This is a genomic window from Modestobacter sp. NPDC049651 (assembly GCF_040659695.1).
In the GTDB taxonomy this organism is placed as follows: Bacteria; Actinomycetota; Actinomycetes; order Mycobacteriales; family Geodermatophilaceae; genus Modestobacter.
This window is the reverse complement of record NZ_JBFAOG010000003.1, coordinates 70,734-86,647: the sequence shown is the minus strand read 5'-3', so window position 1 is coordinate 86,647 and position 15,914 is coordinate 70,734. Positions and strand designations below refer to the sequence as shown.

At 76.0% G+C, this 15,914-nt stretch carries 13 protein-coding genes and 1 riboswitch; of the genes, 7 read left to right on the top strand and 6 right to left on the bottom strand.

Annotation, left to right across the window (positions count from 1 at the left end):
- The first annotated feature begins 16 nt into the window (after positions 1-16).
- The gene (locus tag AB0J00_RS05980) at positions 17-1,876 is read left to right on the top strand and encodes a cation:proton antiporter (RefSeq protein WP_357742363.1); all 1,860 of its coding nucleotides are present in this window, start codon (positions 17-19) and stop codon (positions 1,874-1,876) included.
- Here the strand turns inward: AB0J00_RS05980 and AB0J00_RS05975 are convergent.
- Complete coding sequence (locus AB0J00_RS05975) at positions 1,873-2,844, bottom strand: helix-turn-helix domain-containing protein (RefSeq protein ID WP_357741600.1); 972 nt, start codon at positions 2,842-2,844, stop codon at positions 1,873-1,875. The genes AB0J00_RS05980 and AB0J00_RS05975 overlap by 4 nt on opposite strands.
- A gap of 52 nt (positions 2,845-2,896) precedes the next feature.
- Here AB0J00_RS05975 and AB0J00_RS05970 point away from each other — a divergent pair, with 52 nt between their 5' ends.
- The 3 genes from AB0J00_RS05970 to AB0J00_RS05960 all read left to right on the top strand — a co-directional run bounded on the left by AB0J00_RS05970 (position 2,897) and on the right by AB0J00_RS05960 (position 6,237).
- The gene (locus AB0J00_RS05970) at positions 2,897-3,265 is read left to right on the top strand and encodes a cupin domain-containing protein (RefSeq protein WP_357741597.1); all 369 of its coding nucleotides are present in this window, start codon (positions 2,897-2,899) and stop codon (positions 3,263-3,265) included.
- 84 nt (positions 3,266-3,349) lie between these two features.
- Positions 3,350-4,861: a TldD/PmbA family protein gene (locus AB0J00_RS05965; RefSeq protein ID WP_357741595.1), complete on the top strand. Its 1,512-nt coding sequence runs from the start codon at positions 3,350-3,352 to the stop codon at positions 4,859-4,861.
- Entirely contained in the window at positions 4,858-6,237 is a 1,380-nt protein-coding gene (locus AB0J00_RS05960) for a metallopeptidase TldD-related protein (RefSeq protein WP_357741592.1), read from the top strand. Before AB0J00_RS05965 ends, AB0J00_RS05960 begins: the two co-directional genes overlap by 4 nt.
- Positions 6,238-6,388: 151 nt before the next feature.
- On the opposite strand, the gene AB0J00_RS05955 is transcribed toward AB0J00_RS05960, so the two are convergent.
- Together AB0J00_RS05955 and AB0J00_RS05950 are read right to left on the bottom strand one after the other, a co-directional pair.
- A complete protein-coding gene (locus AB0J00_RS05955; RefSeq protein WP_357741589.1) occupies positions 6,389-9,595 on the bottom strand; it encodes a hypothetical protein in 3,207 nt (1,068 codons plus the stop codon).
- Positions 9,596-9,724: 129 nt separating this feature from the next.
- A complete protein-coding gene (locus tag AB0J00_RS05950) occupies positions 9,725-10,996 on the bottom strand; it encodes a hypothetical protein (protein ID WP_357741586.1) in 1,272 nt (423 codons plus the stop codon).
- A 181-nt stretch (positions 10,997-11,177) separates the two neighbouring features.
- On the opposite strand from AB0J00_RS05950, the gene AB0J00_RS05945 reads away from it, so the two are divergent.
- The 3 genes from AB0J00_RS05945 to AB0J00_RS05935 all read left to right on the top strand — a co-directional run bounded on the left by AB0J00_RS05945 (position 11,178) and on the right by AB0J00_RS05935 (position 13,358).
- Positions 11,178-11,390: a hypothetical protein gene (locus tag AB0J00_RS05945; protein WP_357741583.1), complete on the top strand. Its 213-nt coding sequence runs from the start codon at positions 11,178-11,180 to the stop codon at positions 11,388-11,390.
- Complete coding sequence (locus AB0J00_RS05940; protein ID WP_357741580.1) at positions 11,378-11,746, top strand: Fic family protein; 369 nt, start codon at positions 11,378-11,380, stop codon at positions 11,744-11,746. The genes AB0J00_RS05945 and AB0J00_RS05940 overlap by 13 nt, the downstream gene beginning before the upstream one ends.
- A 49-nt stretch (positions 11,747-11,795) precedes the next feature.
- A riboswitch (ZMP/ZTP riboswitch) is annotated at positions 11,796-11,878 on the top strand.
- A 43-nt stretch (positions 11,879-11,921) separates the two neighbouring features.
- Entirely contained in the window at positions 11,922-13,358 is a 1,437-nt protein-coding gene (locus tag AB0J00_RS05935) for a glycine hydroxymethyltransferase (protein WP_357741577.1), read from the top strand.
- 21 nt (positions 13,359-13,379) lie between these two features.
- Here AB0J00_RS05935 and AB0J00_RS05930 read toward each other — a convergent pair whose 3' ends face one another.
- From AB0J00_RS05930 to AB0J00_RS05920, 3 genes are all read right to left on the bottom strand, one after another.
- Positions 13,380-14,378, bottom strand: coding sequence for an alpha/beta hydrolase (locus AB0J00_RS05930; RefSeq protein WP_357741575.1), 999 nt, complete (start codon positions 14,376-14,378; stop codon positions 13,380-13,382).
- Positions 14,379-14,476: 98 nt separating this feature from the next.
- Positions 14,477-15,049 (bottom strand): XRE family transcriptional regulator, encoded by a 573-nt coding sequence (locus AB0J00_RS05925; RefSeq protein WP_357741572.1) that lies wholly within the window; start codon positions 15,047-15,049, stop codon positions 14,477-14,479.
- A 48-nt stretch (positions 15,050-15,097) separates the two neighbouring features.
- Positions 15,098-15,829, bottom strand: a complete 732-nt coding sequence (locus AB0J00_RS05920; protein ID WP_357741569.1) for an SDR family oxidoreductase — start codon at positions 15,827-15,829, stop codon at positions 15,098-15,100.
- Between the last annotated feature and the right edge of the window lie 85 nt (positions 15,830-15,914).

Genomic DNA, 15,914 nt, shown 5'->3' with positions numbered 1-15,914 from the left:
GGAGGCAGCCGTGGAGATGACGGCCACGGTGGTCGGGCTCGTGGTGGCGGTCGGCGTGCTCGCCTGGCTGTGCGACCGGTTCGGCTGGCCGACACCGCTGGTGCTCGTCGTCGCCGGCGCCGCGGCGTCCTCCGTGCCCGGCGTCCCGGGCGTGACGCTCGACCCCGAGCTGGTGCTGCACGCGCTGCTGCCCCCGCTGCTGTACGCCACCACCGCGCGCACCTCGCTGTTCGACTTCCGGCACAGCACCGGCAGCACGCTGCTCATGTCGGTGGTGCTCGTCTTCTTCACCACCGTGGTGGTCGGCGGTGCCACCTGGCTGCTGCTGCCCGGGGTCGCGTTCGCCGCCGCGCTCGCCCTCGGGGCGGTCGTGGCCCCACCGGACGCCGTCGCCGCGTCGGCGATCGGCCGGCGGCTGGGGCTGCCCCGGCAGGTCGCGACGCTGCTGGAGCAGGAGAGCCTGGTCAACGACGCCGCCGCGCTGATCGCGCTGGCCACGGCCGTCTCGGCGCTGTCCAGCTCGCCGTCGCCGTTCCGGGTCGCCGGGGACTTCACCTGGGCGGTGGTCGGCGCGGTCCTGGTCGGCGGGGCGGTGGCCGCCCTGCTCGCCGTCGTCCGGGCCCGGCTGCGCGACCCCGTGCTGGACACGGTCGTCTCCCTGGTCGCCCCCTACCTGGCCTTCCTGCCCGCCGAGGAGCTGCACGGCTCCGGCGTGCTCGCCACCGTGGTCACCGGCCTGGTGCTGGCCCAGCTGTCGCCGCGGGTGCAGACGGCGACCGCGCGGGTCACCGAGGCGGTCACCTGGCGCACCATCGCGTTCGTCCTGGAGAACGCCGTCTTCCTGGTCATCGGCCTGCAGCTGCCGGTGGTGCTCGCCGCGGTCCGGGACAGCGGGATGGGCACCGGGCGGGTCGTCGCCGTCTGCGCGGGGGTGCTCCTGGCCACCGTCGTGGCCCGTTTCGTGTTCGTCTTCGGCATGGCGGTGGTGCTGCGGTCCGGCACGCCGGCGATGCGGCGCAACGCCTGGTCGAACCCGGTCGCGACGCTGGTCTCCTGGGCCGGCATGCGCGGGGTGGTCACGCTGGCCGCCGCGCAGCTGCTGCCCGAGGACCTGCCCGACCGGGAGGTGCTGCAGCTGGCCGCGTTCACCGTGGTCGTCGGCAGCCTGCTGGTGCAGGGCTCCACGCTGCCGTGGCTGGTGCGCCGGGTCGGGTTGCCCGCGCCCGACCCCGCCGACGACGCGCTCACCGCCGCCGCCCTCGGTGACGCCGCGAGCGCCGCGGGGCTGGCCCGGTTGGCCGAGATCACCAGCGGCGAGGAGCCGGAGGGGGTGCTGCGCCGGCTGCGCGACCGCTCCACCGCCCGCTCGCACGCAGCCTGGGAGCGGCTGGGCCGCACCGACCCCGACCAGGAGACCCCGTCGGGCCGGTACGCCCGCCTGCGCCGGGAGATGCTCGCCGCCGAGCGCGCGGTGGTCGTCGAGGCGCGGGACGCCGGGCGGGCGCCGGCCGAGGTGCTGGCCACCGCGCTGGCCGACATCGACCTGGAGGAGTCGCTGCTCGACCGCCACCAGGACGTCGAGGGCGGCGACGGGGAGCGCACCCTCACGCCCCGGCCGCACGGCGCGCCCTGCGACCACCTCCGCACGGCACCGCTCGGCGAGCGGCCGGCCGGCGCCTGCGAGGACTGCCTGGTCGAGGGGACGACGTGGGTGCACCTGCGCACCTGCCTGGCCTGCGGGCACGTCGGCTGCTGCGACTCCTCGCCGCGCCGGCACGCCCGCGCGCACTACGGCGCGACCGCCCACCCGGTGATCGTCAGCTCCGAGCCGAACGAGGCCTGGCGCTGGTGCTGGGTGGACAGCGAGCTGGGTTAGCGCGCGGCGAAGCGGGACCGGTACTCGGCGGGGCTCAGGCCGGTGTGCCGGTGGAACTGCAGCCGCAGGTTCGCCGTGCTGCCCAGGCCGCTGCGGTGGGCGACGGCGTCCAGGCCCGGGGCGCCCCGCTCGAGCAGGCGCCGCGCCAGCTCGACCCGCTCGGCGGTCAGCCAGGCCAGCGGCGTCGTGCCCAGCTCGGTGCGGAACCGGCGGTGCAGCGTGGTGACGCTGACGTGCGCCTGCCGGGCGAGGTCGGCGACCGACAGCGGCTCGCCGAGCCGCGCCTGCGCCCACGAGAGCGTGGCGGTCAGCGGCGCGGCGGCCGGCGCGGGCACGGGGCGCTCGACGAACTGCCGCTGGCCGCCGTCCCGGTAGGCGGCGAACACCAGCCGGCGGCTGACGGCGTTGGCCACCTCGGCGCCGTGGTCGCGGCGGACGAGGTGCAGGGCCAGGTCCAGCGCGGCCGCGCTGCCCGCGGAGGTGAGCACGTCCCCGTCGTCGACGAACAGGACGTCGGGCTGCAGCCGGACGGCGGGGAAGCGGCGCCGGAACTCGTCGGCCAGCTGCCAGTGCACCGTCGCGGGCCGGCCGTCCAGGACGCCGGCCTCGGCCAGCGTGAACGCGCCGGTGCACAGCCCGACCAGCCGGGCGCCCCGGTCGTGCGCCCGCCGGACGGCGGCCAGCACGTCGGGGTGGCGCGGCGGGTCGACCGCCGGCCGGTTCGGCACCACGACCGTGTGCGCGGTGTCCAGGTCGGCCAGATCGCCGGCGCCGGCGAAGGTGAACAGCCCGTCCCGGGCGGTGGCCCGGCCACCCGGCGCGACCACCCGCAGGTCGTAGAGCTCCCGACCCAGGTCCGCGCGGCGGCGGGCGCCGAACACCTCGCAGACGCAGCCGACCTCGAACGGGTTCGAGTCCTCGTCGACCAGCAGGGCCACGGGGATCGGCTGGTCGGATCCTTGCGGCACGTGGTGATCCTGGCACTGGTGGGTGTGGATCGGCTGGAGCAGCGTCGTCCGCATGACGAAGGTGGACCTGGCGGCGGAGGCCGCGGACCTGACGGAGTTCTGGTCGCAGCGGGTGGTCGCGAGCGCGAACGGCAACCTCTTCAAGGTCGCCAAGGGCATCGGCTCGACCACCTGGCACACCCACGACGACCAGGACGAGACGTTCCTCCTCCTGTCCGGCCGGCTGACGGTCCAGCTGCGCACCGGGGACGTCGAGCTGGCGCCGGGCGACCTGTTCGTCGTCCCCCGCGGCGTCGAGCACTGCCCGCTCGCGTCGGAGGAGGCCCGCTTCCTGCTGGTCGGGCCGGCGGTCACCTCGACCGCGGCCGGCGGGAAGCCCGACTGGAGCGCCGGGGGAGGGCGCCCACCCGCGCGGCCGTGACCTGCCGGGCCCGCGCGGGACGGGTCGGTAGCGCGGCTCACGATCCCGTCGTGCCGCGGGCGCCCGGCTGGTAGACACAGGCCCGTGGCTGGAAACCGTGCCGTGGACGAGTCGTTCCTCGCCCTCCCGTTGTCCGCGCTGGCCGAGGCGGCGCTCACCCGCGCCGTCGACCTCGGCTGCGAGCACGCCGACCTGCGCGTCGAGCGGATCCGCACCCAGTCGGTGCGGCTGCGCGACGCCCGGCTGGAGGCGATGAGCGACGGGGAGGACCTGGGGCTCGCCGTCCGCGTCGTGCACGAGGGCACGTGGGGGTTCGCCGCGGGCGTCGTCCTCACCGCTGCCGAAGCGGTCCGGCTCGCCGAGGAGGCGGTCGCCGTCGCCCAGGTGTCGGCGGCGATCAACACCGACCGGGTCGAGCTGGCGCCGGAGCCGGTGCACCAGGGGGAGTGGGTGTCGGCCTACGACGTCGACCCGTTCGACGTCCCGGACGCGGAGAAGACGGGGCTGCTCACCGAGCTGTCCGAGCAGCTCCTGGCCGCCGACGGCGTGGAGCACGTGCAGACCGGCTTCATGGCGGTCAAGGAGCAGAAGTTCTACGCCGACACCGCCGGCACCCGCACCCGCCAGCAGCGCGTCCGGGTGCACCCGGAGTTCACCGCGCTCACCGTCGACCGGGCCACCGGCGCGTTCGAGTCGATGCGCACCCTCGCCCCGCCGGTGGGCCGCGGCTGGGAGTACCTGACCGGCACCGGCTGGGACTGGCGCGGCGAGCTGGCCGAGATCCCGGAGCTGCTGCGGGAGAAGACCAAGGCGCCGTCGGTCGAGGCCGGCCGCTACGACCTCGTCGTCGACCCGTCGAACCTGTGGCTGGTCATCCACGAGTCGATCGGCCACGCCACCGAGCTCGACCGCGCGCTGGGTTACGAGGCCGCGTACGCCGGGACGTCGTTCGCCACGCCGGACGAGCTCGGCAGCCTGCAGTACGGATCAGAGCTGTTGACCGTCACCGGCGACCGGACCGTCGAGCACGGGCTGTCGACCGTCGGCTGGGACGACGAGGGCGTCGCCGGCCAGCAGTGGGACCTCATCCGGGACGGCGTGCTGGTCGGCTACCAGGTCGACCGCAACATGGCGCGGCTGCGCGGGCTGGACCGCTCGAACGGCTGCGCGTTCGCCGACTCCGCCGCGCACGTGCCGGTGCAGCGGATGGCCAACGTCTCGCTGGCCCCCGACCCGGCCGGGCCCTCGACCGAGGAGCTGATCGGCGGGGTCGAGCGCGGCATCTACGTGGTCGGTGACAAGAGCTGGTCGATCGACATGCAGCGCTACAACTTCCAGTTCACCGGCCAGCGGTTCTACAAGATCGAGCACGGCCGGCTGGCCGGTCAGCTCCGCGACGTCGCCTACCAGGCCACCACCACCGACTTCTGGGGCTCGATGAGCCGGGTCGGCGGGCCGGGCACCTACGTGCTCGGCGGCGCCTTCAACTGCGGCAAGGCCCAGCCCGGCCAGGTCGCCCCGGTCAGCCACGGCTGCCCGGTGGCCCTGTTCGAGAACACGAACATCCTCAACACCGCGCAGGAGTCCGGCCGATGAGCCCTCAGGAGATCGTCGAGCAGGCGCTGGCCGCCTCGAAGGCCGACGCCGCCGTCGCGTTCGTGGTGGAGAGCTCGGAGGCCAACCTGCGCTGGGCGGGCAACAGCCTCACCACCAACGGCGCGATGCGCTCGCGGCAGGTCGTCGTCGTCTCGTTCGTCGACGGCGGGTCCGGGACGGCCACCGGCACGGTGGCCCGCACCGGGACGCCGGACGTCGCCGAGCTGGTGCGGCTGAGCGAGCAGGCCGCCCGCGACGCCGGCCCGGCGGAGGACGCGGTGCCGCTGGTCACCGACCCGCCGGCCGGCGCCGGCGACTGGGACGCCCCGCCGGCGGAGACCTCGATCGACGTGTTCGCCGACTTCGCGCCCGCGCTCGGCCAGGCGTTCGGCGAGGCCCGCGACCGGCAGGAGCTGCTGTTCGGCTTCGCCGAGCACTCGATGAGCACCACCTACCTGGGGACGTCGACCGGGCTGCGGCTGCGCTCCGACCAGCCCACCGGCCGGGTGGAGCTCAACGGCAAGGACCGCGAGTTCGGCCGCTCGGTGTGGGCCGGCGTGGGCACCCGCGACTTCCGCGACGTCTCGGTGGCCGACCTCGCCGCCGAGGTGCAGCGGAAGATGGCCTGGTCGGCCCGCCGCGTCGACCTGCCGGCCGGGCGGTACGAGACGCTGCTGCCGCCGTCGACGGTCAGCGACCTGATGATCTACGCCTACTGGACGATGGAGGCCCGGGACGCCGACGAGGGCCGCAACGTCTACGCGAAGGCCGGCGGCGGCAACCGGATCGGCGAGCGGCTGGCCGCGCTCCCGCTGACCCTGCGCAGCGACCCGCGCGAACCGGGGCTGGAGACCGCGCCGTTCGCGGTGGTGGGCAGCTCGTCGGGGTCGGCGTCGGTGTTCGACAACGGCATGGCCACCCCGGCCGTCGACTGGATCCGGGACGGCGTGCTGACCAACCTGATCCGCCCCCGGGCCTGGGCGCTGAAGACGACGGCCCCGGCCACCGCGGCCGTGGACAACCTGGTGCTCGAGCTGCCCGGCGCCACCACCACGCAGGCGGAGATGATCGCCGGCACCGAGCGCGGGCTGCTGCTCACGACGCTCTGGTACATCCGCGAGGTCGACCCGCAGACGCTGCTGCTCACCGGCCTCACCCGCGACGGGGTGTTCCTGGTCGAGGACGGCGAGGTCACCGGCGCGGTGAACAACTTCCGGTTCAACGAATCGCCGGTCGACCTGCTCGGCCGGGCGACCGAGGCGAGCGTCACCGAGCGGACGCTGCCCCGGGAGTGGAACGACTGGTTCACCCGGGCCGCGATGCCGACCCTGCGGGTGCCCGACTTCAACATGAGCTCGGTGTCGCCGGCGTCGTGACCCCGGGCGCACGCCGTTGTGCGCCCAGTGCTGTGTCCCGGCGCGGGACACAGCACTGAGCGCACGACCGCGCTCGGGCTCCCCTCGTCCGTCTGCTCGGGGTGGTGCCGGCCCGCCGCCCGGGTGATCCCGGACGGCGGGCCGGGTCAGGTCAGCCCTCCGCCGACCGGCGCCGCCGGCCGCCGAGGACCAGGAGCGACCCGGCCGCCAGGCCGGCCACGCCCGCGGTCAGCGGGACGGAGACGTCGCTGCCGGTGTAGGCGAGCTCACCGGTGGCACCGACCGAGTCGGCGTCGTACAGCTGCGCCGACAGGACCTCGGTGGCCGGGGTGACGAGGGCGTGGTTCCCGGGCTGCACCGCGGCCGCGGCGGCGTGGGCGGCGGCCCACTCCGTCTCGGTCGGCTGGTGGACGGCCGGAGCCTCCGGGGCCTCGGCGGCGGGAGCCACCGCGGTCTCGTCGGCCGGTGCCTCCGGGGCCTCGGCGGCGGGAGCCACCGCGGTCTCGTCGGCCGGTGCCTCCGGGGTCTCAGCGGCCGGGGCCTCCGGAGCCTCGGGGGCCGCCGGAGCGGTCGGGGCCTCCGGCGCCGCCGGCGCCTCGGGCTGCTCGCACTCGACGGGCTGCGGAGCGTGGTGCCCGCCGCCGGTGGAGCCGCCACCCTGGTGGCCGCCACCCGTGTTGCCGGTGCCGGTGCCTGCCGAGGTGCCCGCGCCGTTGCCGGTGCCGGCGCCCGTGCCGGAGCCGATGTCCCCGCCGGTGCCGGTCGGGCTGCCGCCGGTCGTGCTGCCGACCGACGGGTTGCCGCTGCCGGTCACCGAGCCGCCGTTCGCCGTCCCGTTGTTCGTGACGTCGCCGGTCTGGGTGTACGCGGTGCAGTTCACGCTGCCGGTGACCGAGAAGCAGAACACGTAGGTCGTGTTGCCCCCGGTGCTGCCGACCTGGGTGACGGTGCCGCCGTTGCCGCCGGCGACGATGCCGTTGCCGGCGGTGCCCCCGGTGGTGGTGGAGCCCCCGGCGGTGCCGGTGGAGGTGTTGCTGCTGCCGGCGCCGGCGCTGCCGGAACCGACGGTGCTGCCGCCGGTGCCGCCGTTGCCGGCCGAGGTGCCCGTGCCGTTGCCGGTGGTGGCACCGGTGCCGGAGCCGATGGCGCCGCCGGTGCCGGTCGGGCTGCCGCCGGTGGTGCTGCCGACCGACGGGTTGCCGCTACCGGTGACCGAGCCGCCGTTCGCCGTCCCGGTGTTGGTGACGTTCCCGGTCTGGGTGTACGCGGTGCAGGTGACGTCGCCGGTGACCGAGAAGCAGAACACGTAGGTCGTGTTGCCGCCGGTGTTCCCGGTCTGGGTGACGGTGCCGCCGTTGCCGCCGGCGACGATGCCGTTGCCGGCGGTGCCCCCGGTGGTGGTGGAGCTGCCGGCGGTGCCCGCGGAGACGTTGGCGCTGTCGGCGTCCGCGTCGCCGGACCCGACGGCGCTGCCCGCAGCGGCGCTCCCGCGACCGGACCCGGCCGAGGTGCTGGTCGCGTTGCCGCTGCCGGCCCCGGTCACCGAGCCGATGTCCCCGCCGGTGGCGGAGGGGCTGCCGCCGGTGGTGGCACCCACCGACGGACTGCCGCTCCCCGACACCGACCCCCCGTTGGCGGACCCGCTGCTGGTGACGTCGCCGGTGACGGTGCCGGAGACGGCGTCGCCGTCACCCCGGCCGCCGCCGGACGTGGTGACCGCACCGTTCCCGCCGGTGCTGCCGGCCTGGGTCACCGTGCCGCCGTTGCCGCCGGCGACGACGCCGTTGCCGGCGGTGCCCCCGCTGGTGGTGGAGCTGCCGGCGGTGCCGGTGGAGACGTTGGCGCTGCCGGCGTCCGCGTCGCCGGACTCGACCTCGCTCCCGGCGTAGGAGACGACCGGGCCGGAGTGCCCGCGGCCGGAGCCGGAGGCGCTGCCGGTGGTGCCGACCTGGTTGCCGGTGGCCGCGCCGGTGACCGAGGTGAGGTCGCCACCGGTCGCCGAGGGGCTGCCGCCGGTGGTGCTGCCGCCCGACGGGTTGCCGCTGCCCGACACCGAGCCGCCGTTGGCGGACCCGTTGTTGCTGACGTTCCCCGTGCCGAGGAGGGCGTCGGCGTCGTCGTCGCCGCCCCAGCCACCGCCGGAGGTGGTGACGGCGTGGTTCGCGCCGCTGCCGCCGGACTGGGTGACCGTGCCCCCGTTGCCGCCGGCGACGACGCCGTTGACCGCGGCACCGCCGGTGGTGTTCGAGCTGCCCGAGTTCCCGGAGGAGCGGTTGTCGCTGTCGGCGACCGCGTCGCCGGAGGAGACCGTGCTGCCGGCGTAGGCGACGACCGGGGCGGCGGAACCGGAGCCCGAGCCGGAGCCGGGGCCGCGACCCGGGCCGGTGCCCGAGCCGGCGGAGGCGCGGCCGGTGGTGGTGACGTGGTTGCCGGTGGTCGCGCCGGTGACCGAGGTGGTGTCGCCGCCGGTGGCCGTCGGGCTGCCGCCGGTGGTGGCGCCGACCGAGGGGTTGCCGCTGCCGGTGACCGAGCCGCCGTTGGCGGACCCGTTGTTGCTCACGTCGCCGGTCTCGGTGGTGCTGTACGCCGAGGTGTCGGCGTGCCGCCCGTACGTGTCGGCCGAGACGGTCGAGCTGTTGCCGCCGGTGGAGCCGGTCTGGGTGACCGTGCCGCCGTTGCCGCCGGCGACGGCGCCGTTGCCGGCGGTGCCCCCGGTGGTGGTGGAGCTGCCGGCGGTGCCGGTGGAGACGTTGGCGCTGTCGGCGTCCGCGTCGCCGGAGGAGACCGCGCTGCCGGCGCTGGCGACGACCGGCGCGGGCCGGGCCGGGCCGCCGGCCCCCGCCGAAGCCGAGGTCGAGGTCGTGTTGCCGCTGCTGGCGCCGGTGCTGGAGCCGACGTCGCCGCCGCCGGCCGACGGGCTGCCGCCGGTGGTGGCGCCGACCGAGGGGTTGCCGCTGCCGGTGACCGAGCCGCCGTTGGCCGACCCGTTGTTCGTCACGTTCCCGGTGCTGGTGTCGGCGTCCGCGCTGGTGTCGGCGTGCCTGCCGCCCGAGCTCGCGGAGGTGCCGGTGCTGCTGCCGCCGGTCGAGCCGGTCTGGGTGACGGTGCCGCCGTTGCCGCCGGCGACGGCGCCGTTGCCGGCGGTGCCCCCGGTCGTCGTCGAGCTCCCGGCGGCGCCGGACGAGCTGTTGTGGCTGTCGGCGCCGGCATCCCCGGAGGAGACGTCCGAGCCCGCGTTGCTCACCGTGGGAGCGGGGGCCTGGGCAGGCTCCTCCGCATTGGCCACCGCTTGTCCGAGGAACCACAGGCCCCCGGACATCGCCGCGATGGCGAGTCCGTTGCGCACGGATCGGTTCATCTGTTGCGTTCCTGTCTGCTGTGCGCGTCGTCGCGCTGGGAGGTGGGTGACTGCGTACGGGGCGGCTGCGCAGGTCGGGATGTGCCCCCCGCGGCACATCTGCCGGGGGCGCTGCCGCGAGCCGCGGACTCAGTCGGGGCGCGAGCCCGGGTCGTCAGCGCTGCTGACGACGGGCAGCTGCGCCGCCCGGGTGCGGACGTCGGCCGGGGTGGCCGCGTCGGCGGAGGGGACGACGACCGGCAGCGCGGACGGCGTGCCGTGCTGGTGCTCGGTGGACCCGCTCTGCGCCGTCTGCCCGCAGGCGCCGGCGGCGGTGGGCGCCGGGACGGCCGGCGCGGCGGGGATCGGGAAGGCCGGGCCGCCGGGGAGGGCCGGGACGCCGGCCGGCCCGGCCGGTGCGGCGGGCGGGTCGATGTGCGCCCCGGCGGTGCCGACCGGGGCGGCGGCCGCGGGAGCGGGAGCGGTGCGGTGGTGCGACCGCGCGGCAGGAGGCGCCGCGGTGCCGGCCGCCCGGACGGCCGTGGTGGTGGCCCGGAGGCTGCACAGGACGTCCACCGCCGGGTCGACGACCGCCGCGGGGGCCGGGACGCCCGCGACGCCGGCCGGGTCGGTGGCGAGCTCGGCCGGGTCGCCGGTCGCCGGGTCGACGCCGGCGGGAGCGGTCCCGTCGGCGGTCGCGAGCGGGACGACCGGCCCCTCGACAACCGGCCCGCTGACGACCTCGCCCGGCACGGCCGGGCCGGCGAGCGGCGTGCCGGCGGTGTCGGTCGTGGTCGGGGCGGCGGTCGCCGGTGCGGTGCCGCTGGTCGTGCCGGTCGATGCCGTCGGGGCGCCGGTCGGCGCGGCCGGGGTGCCGGCCGAGGGGGTGGTCCCCGACGACGCGGCCGGCTTCGCGGCCGGTGCCGCGGGCTGCGTGGCCGGCACGGTGGCCGGTGCAGCGGCGGCCGCGGACGGTGCCGGGGATGCGCTGTCGGCGGTGGCCGTCGCCACGGTGACCGCGACGGGGTCCGCGACGGCGGCCCCCCCGACGGTCACGCCCGGGACGGCGGTGCCCGCGGGCGTCCCGGCGTCCGGTGGTGCGTCGTCCGAGGCCGGCTCGCCGGGCGGCGGCCCCGGATCGGGAGCCGGCGCCGGCGGGTCGGCGACGGCAGCCGGAGGGGCCGGGTCGGCTGCTGTCGCCGGGACGGTGGTCCCGCCGTCGGCCGGGGCCGGCTGGGCGCTCGCGGCGTCCGCGGTCGCCGTGCTCACGGCGGGTTCGTCGGCCGAGGCGGCCCCCGCGCACAGGCTCAACCCGACGTACAGACCGCTGCCGAGCACGGTCGCGGCGAGCACGCGCCGCCCCCACGACCGGCCCCCCGGACCGGGGTGCCGGCCGCGCTCGGGGGCGGTGGCCGGGGACACGCGGCGAAACGTAGGAACGCGTTCCGAAGATCACCACCAGGGGCCGGGAGATTCGACGACAGAGCGGCGTGTCGACCAATCCGGCTCGACGGAGGGTCTGCTAGCGACCGCGCAGCGTGACGGTTGTTGCTCCTGGCGAGTGACTGGTATCACTGCGGTAGCACCGACGGGGGGACGACGGATGGCGATGACACTGCGGTTGACGCCCAGGGAGACCGAGGCGCTGCGGCGCCGGGCCCACGCCGAGCAGACGTCCATGCAGGAGGTCGCCAAGCGGGCGCTCGAGGAGTACATCGGGGCGCACGAGGGCGAGGCGCCGCTCGACGTCGTGCTGGACCAGCAGCTCGACCGGTTCGACGGCGCGATCAACGAGCTGAACCGATGGCGGGACTGACCGTCGAGGACCTGGTCCACGTCGCCCGGCGGTCGGTCGGCGGGCAGGTCCGGGTCCGGGACCCCGGGCTGCTGGCCGCCGCGCTGGCCCGGCAGGAGGCCTGGGCGTTCGGCGAGGAGGTCTACCCGACCGTCGAGGAGAAGGCCGGGGCGCTGCTCCACTCGCTGGCCACGACCGTGCCGCTGGTGGAGGGCAACCGCCCGTTCGCGCTGGCCGCCACGCTGGTCTACCTGGCGCAGCAGGGCCGGCCCAGCGTGCTCTCCGGGGAGGCCGCGGTCGAGCTGGTCACCGACATCTGCACCGGCAAGCTCGAGTCGGTCCGGGAGGTCGCCGACCGGCTGCGCGGAGGTGGCTGATCGCACCTCCCAACTCCCTGGTCGGCGCCGTGCGCCGCCGACTACCCTCGTGCTGGGTCGTGACTGGCGCTGACAGGTGGGCCACCACCGGGGAGCGGCCCGGCACCGCCGCCGCGCGCCTGGGCCCCCCGAGACGACGCCGTCGCGCGACAGTGCCGCGAGAACGAGGAGACCCATGACCGGGACCGTGACCCGCGAGTCCGCCGCCTTCACCAGCGCGCTGGACGTCATCGCCCAGGTGGAGCCGCGGGTGGCGCAGGCCATCGGGCAGGAGCTCACCGACCAGCGGGAGAGCCTCAAGCTCATCGCCAGCGAGAACTACGCGTCGCCGGCGACCCTGCTGGCGATGGGCAACTGGTTCAGCGACAAGTACGCCGAGGGCACGGCCGGACGGCGCTTCTACGCCGCCTGCCAGAACGTCGACACCGTCGAGCGGCTGGCCGCCGAGCACGCCCGGGAGCTGTTCGGCGCCGACCACGCCTACGTGCAGCCGCACTCGGGCATCGACGCCAACCTGGTCGCCTTCTGGTCGATCCTGGCCCACCGGGTCGAGGCGCCGGCGCTCGCGCAGGCCGGCGTGAAGAACGTCGACGCGCTCAGCGAGGCCGACTGGGAGCAGCTGCGCCACGCGCTGGGCGACCAGCGGATGCTCGGCATGAGCCTGGACGCCGGTGGCCACCTCACCCACGGGTTCCGGCCCAACATCTCCGGCAAGATGTTCCACCAGTCCAGCTACGGCACCGACCCGGAGACCGGGCTGATCGACTACGCCGCGCTGCGCGAGCGGGCCCGCGAGTTCAAGCCGCTGATCCTGGTCGCCGGCTACTCCGCCTACCCGCGGCGGATCGACTTCGCCGCGATGCGCGAGATCGCCGACGAGGTCGGCGCCACGCTGATGGTCGACATGGCGCACTTCGCCGGGCTGGTCGCCGGCAAGGTCATCACCGGCGACTTCGACCCGGTGCCGAACGCGCACGTCGTCACCACGACGACGCACAAGTCGCTGCGCGGCCCGCGCGGCGGCATGGTGCTCGCCACCGAGGAGTACGCCCCCGAGGTCGACCGCGGCTGCCCGATGGTGCTCGGCGGCCCGCTGCCGCACGTGATGGCGGCCAAGGCCGTCGCGCTCGCCGAGGCGCGTCGTCCGGAGTTCGCCGACTACGCCCAGCAGATCGTCGCGAACGCCCGGGCGCTGGCCGAGGGCCTGCTCAAGCGCGACGTCCGGCTGGTCACCGGGGGCACCGACAACCACCTGGTGCTCGCCGACGTCCGCGACTTCGGGCTCACCGGCCGGCAGGCCGAGTCGGCGCTGCTCGACGCCGGCCTGGTCACCAACCGCAACGCCGTCCCGGCCGACCCGAACGGCCCCTGGTACACGACCGGCGTCCGGCTGGGCACCCCCGCGCTGACCACCCGCGGCCTGCGCGAGGACGAGCTGGCAGAGGTCGGTGACCTGATGGCCGACGTGCTGGCCAACACCCGGCCCGACGGCGCGTCGAAGGTGAAGTACCGGCTCGACGAGCAGGTGGCCGAGCGGGTCCGCGCCCGGGCGGCCGAGCTCGTCGGCGCGCACCCGCTCTACCCGGAGATCGACCTCACGCCGCAGGGCTGACGGCGCGGTTCTCCCCGACGGTCACCGGCCGCCGGGGAGACCTCGCAACCACTCCACCAGCAGCGCGTCCACCTCGTCCGGGCGCTCCTGCTGCACCCAGTGGCCGCAGCCGGGCAGCAGCTCGCACGTGCGCAGGTCCGGCACCGTCCGCGGCAGGGCTGCGATCGACTCCGCCATCCAGGCGGTGGTCGCGTCCTCGGCGCCCCCGACGAAGAGCGCCGGTTGCGGTACCACCGCGCCGTCCAGGCCGGCCTGGTCCGACCAGTCGCGGTCCAGGGTGCGGTAGCGGTTCAACGCCCCCGTCGCGCCGTTCCGCCGGAGGGACCGCACGTGGACGTCCAGGTCGGCCTCGGTCAGCCACCAGGGCAGCGGTCCGCGGGGGAACCGGTCGGACATCCGGGCGCCCCGCGGGACGAAGAAGAGCCCGTCCGGGCCGGGGGAGGTGCCCGCCCCGCCGGAGAGCCCGCCGACGAAGCCGGCCAGCCAGCGCCGCGGGTCGTCCTCGATGTCGGCCTCGGCCACCCCCGGCCGCTGGAACCAGCGCACGTAGAACTCCGGGTCGTCGCCCAGCCCGGCGAACGCCGTGGTCGGTGGCACCGGGCCGCGCGGGGCGTACGGCACGCCCAGCATGCCGACGGCGCGCACCCGGTCCGGCGCGGTCAGGGCCGCGGTGGTCACGACCGGGGACCCGACGTCGTGACCCACGAGGACGCCGCGCCGTTCGCCCAGCGACGACAGCACGGCCAGCAGGTCCCCGACGAGCGCCTCGGTGCGGTACGCCCCGGGTCCGCCGGTGGTCGCCGTGTCGCCGTGCCCGCGCAGGTCGACCGCGACCGCCCGGAACCCTGCGTCGGCCAGGGCCGGGAGCTGTCGCCGCCACGACCACCAGCTCTCGCTGAACCCGTGCACCAGCAGGACCAGCGGTCCCGTGCCCTGCTCGACCAGGTGCACCCGGCCGTCGGGGACGTCCACGAACCGGTGGACGACGTCGAGTCCGGGAACGGGCGGCAGCTGGGTCACGGTTCCTCCTGGCACGGGCGGTCGGTACGAGAGCACCGTGCCTTCCGGCGCGCCCGGCCCGGTCGTCCCGTTGCCGGTGCGGCAAGTCCCGGGCGTCGTCAGCGGGCCGCGGGGCGGGCGCGCACGTGCATGCGCTCGCCCTGCGGCCCGAACAGGCCGATGACCTCGGCACTCGCCGGGCCGGGGTTGCCGAACCAGTGCGGGGTGCGGCAGTCGAACTCCGCCACCTCACCGGCGTGCAGCTCGAACTCCTTGTCGCCCAGCCACAGCTCGAGCCGGCCGGACAGCACGTACATCCAGTCGTAGCCCTCGTGCGCCCGCTGGGTGCGGTCGCGGCTGCCCGGCGGGATGACCAGCTTGTAGGCCTGCAACCCGCCGGGCCGGCGGGTCAGCGGGATCATCGTCATGCCGTGGTGCTGGATCGGCCGGGCGTGGATCCGCGGGTCGCCGGTCGGCGGGGCGTCGACCAGCTCGTCCAGCGTCACCTGGTGCACCCGGGCCAGCGGGAGCAGCAGCTCCAGCGTCGGACGGCGTCCGCCGGACTCCAGCCGCGACAGCGTGCTCACCGAGATGCCGGTGGTCTCCGACACCTGCCCGAGCGTCATCCCGCGCTGCTCGCGGAGGGTGCGCAGGCGCGGACCCACGGTGGTCAGGGCGTCGTCGTCGGCCATGCCTCCATTGCTGGTCCGGCAACGCGGTGTGTCAAGTCGCCCGGGTGGTCACCAGGGCACGACGCCGTCGTCCTCGAAGTACCCGCCGGTCGGGCCGTCGTCGGGCAGGGTGGCCAGCCGGATCGCGGTCGCCGCGCCCTGCTCCGGGGTGCGCACGCCGCGGAACCCGTTGAGGTCGGTGGCGACGAAGCCGGGGCACGCCGCGTTGACCAGGATCTTCGTGTCGGCCAGCTCCTGGACGTACTGCAGCATCACGGCGTTCAGGAAGGTCTTGGACGGCGCGTACGCCACCGCGACCGGCCCCGTCGTGGTAGCGCTGCCCGGGCCGGACTGCCGGGTCAGCGACCCGACGCTGCTGGACATCATCACGATCCGCGGCGACGGCGACCGGCGCAGCAGCGGCAGCACCGCGTTGGTGACCCGGACGACGCCCAGCACGTTGGTCTCCACCACCGCGCGGATGACGTCCAGATCGGCGGTGCTGGGCTGCTGGGCCGGCCCGCCGGTGATGCCGGCGTTGTTGACCAGGACGTCGAGCCGTCCCTCCTGCTCCGCGAGCAGCTGGGCGGCGGCCGCCACGCTGTCGTCGTCGGTGACGTCCAGCGGGACGCCGAACGCGTCGACGCCGGCCGCGCGCAGCGTCGCGACGGCGTCCTCGCGCCGCGCCGCGTCGCGGGCGCCGATGCCGACCCGGTGACCCCGGGCGCCCAGCCCGGCGGCGATCTCGTAGCCGATCCCCTTGTTCGCGCCGGTGACCAGCGCGGTGCGTGTGTCGCTCATGCCGTCGATCGTGGCCGGGGGGTGGGCGTCCGGTCCAAGACCAGCTGGGTCTCGGTCGATACCCCTGGGGTATGGACCGGGGTTA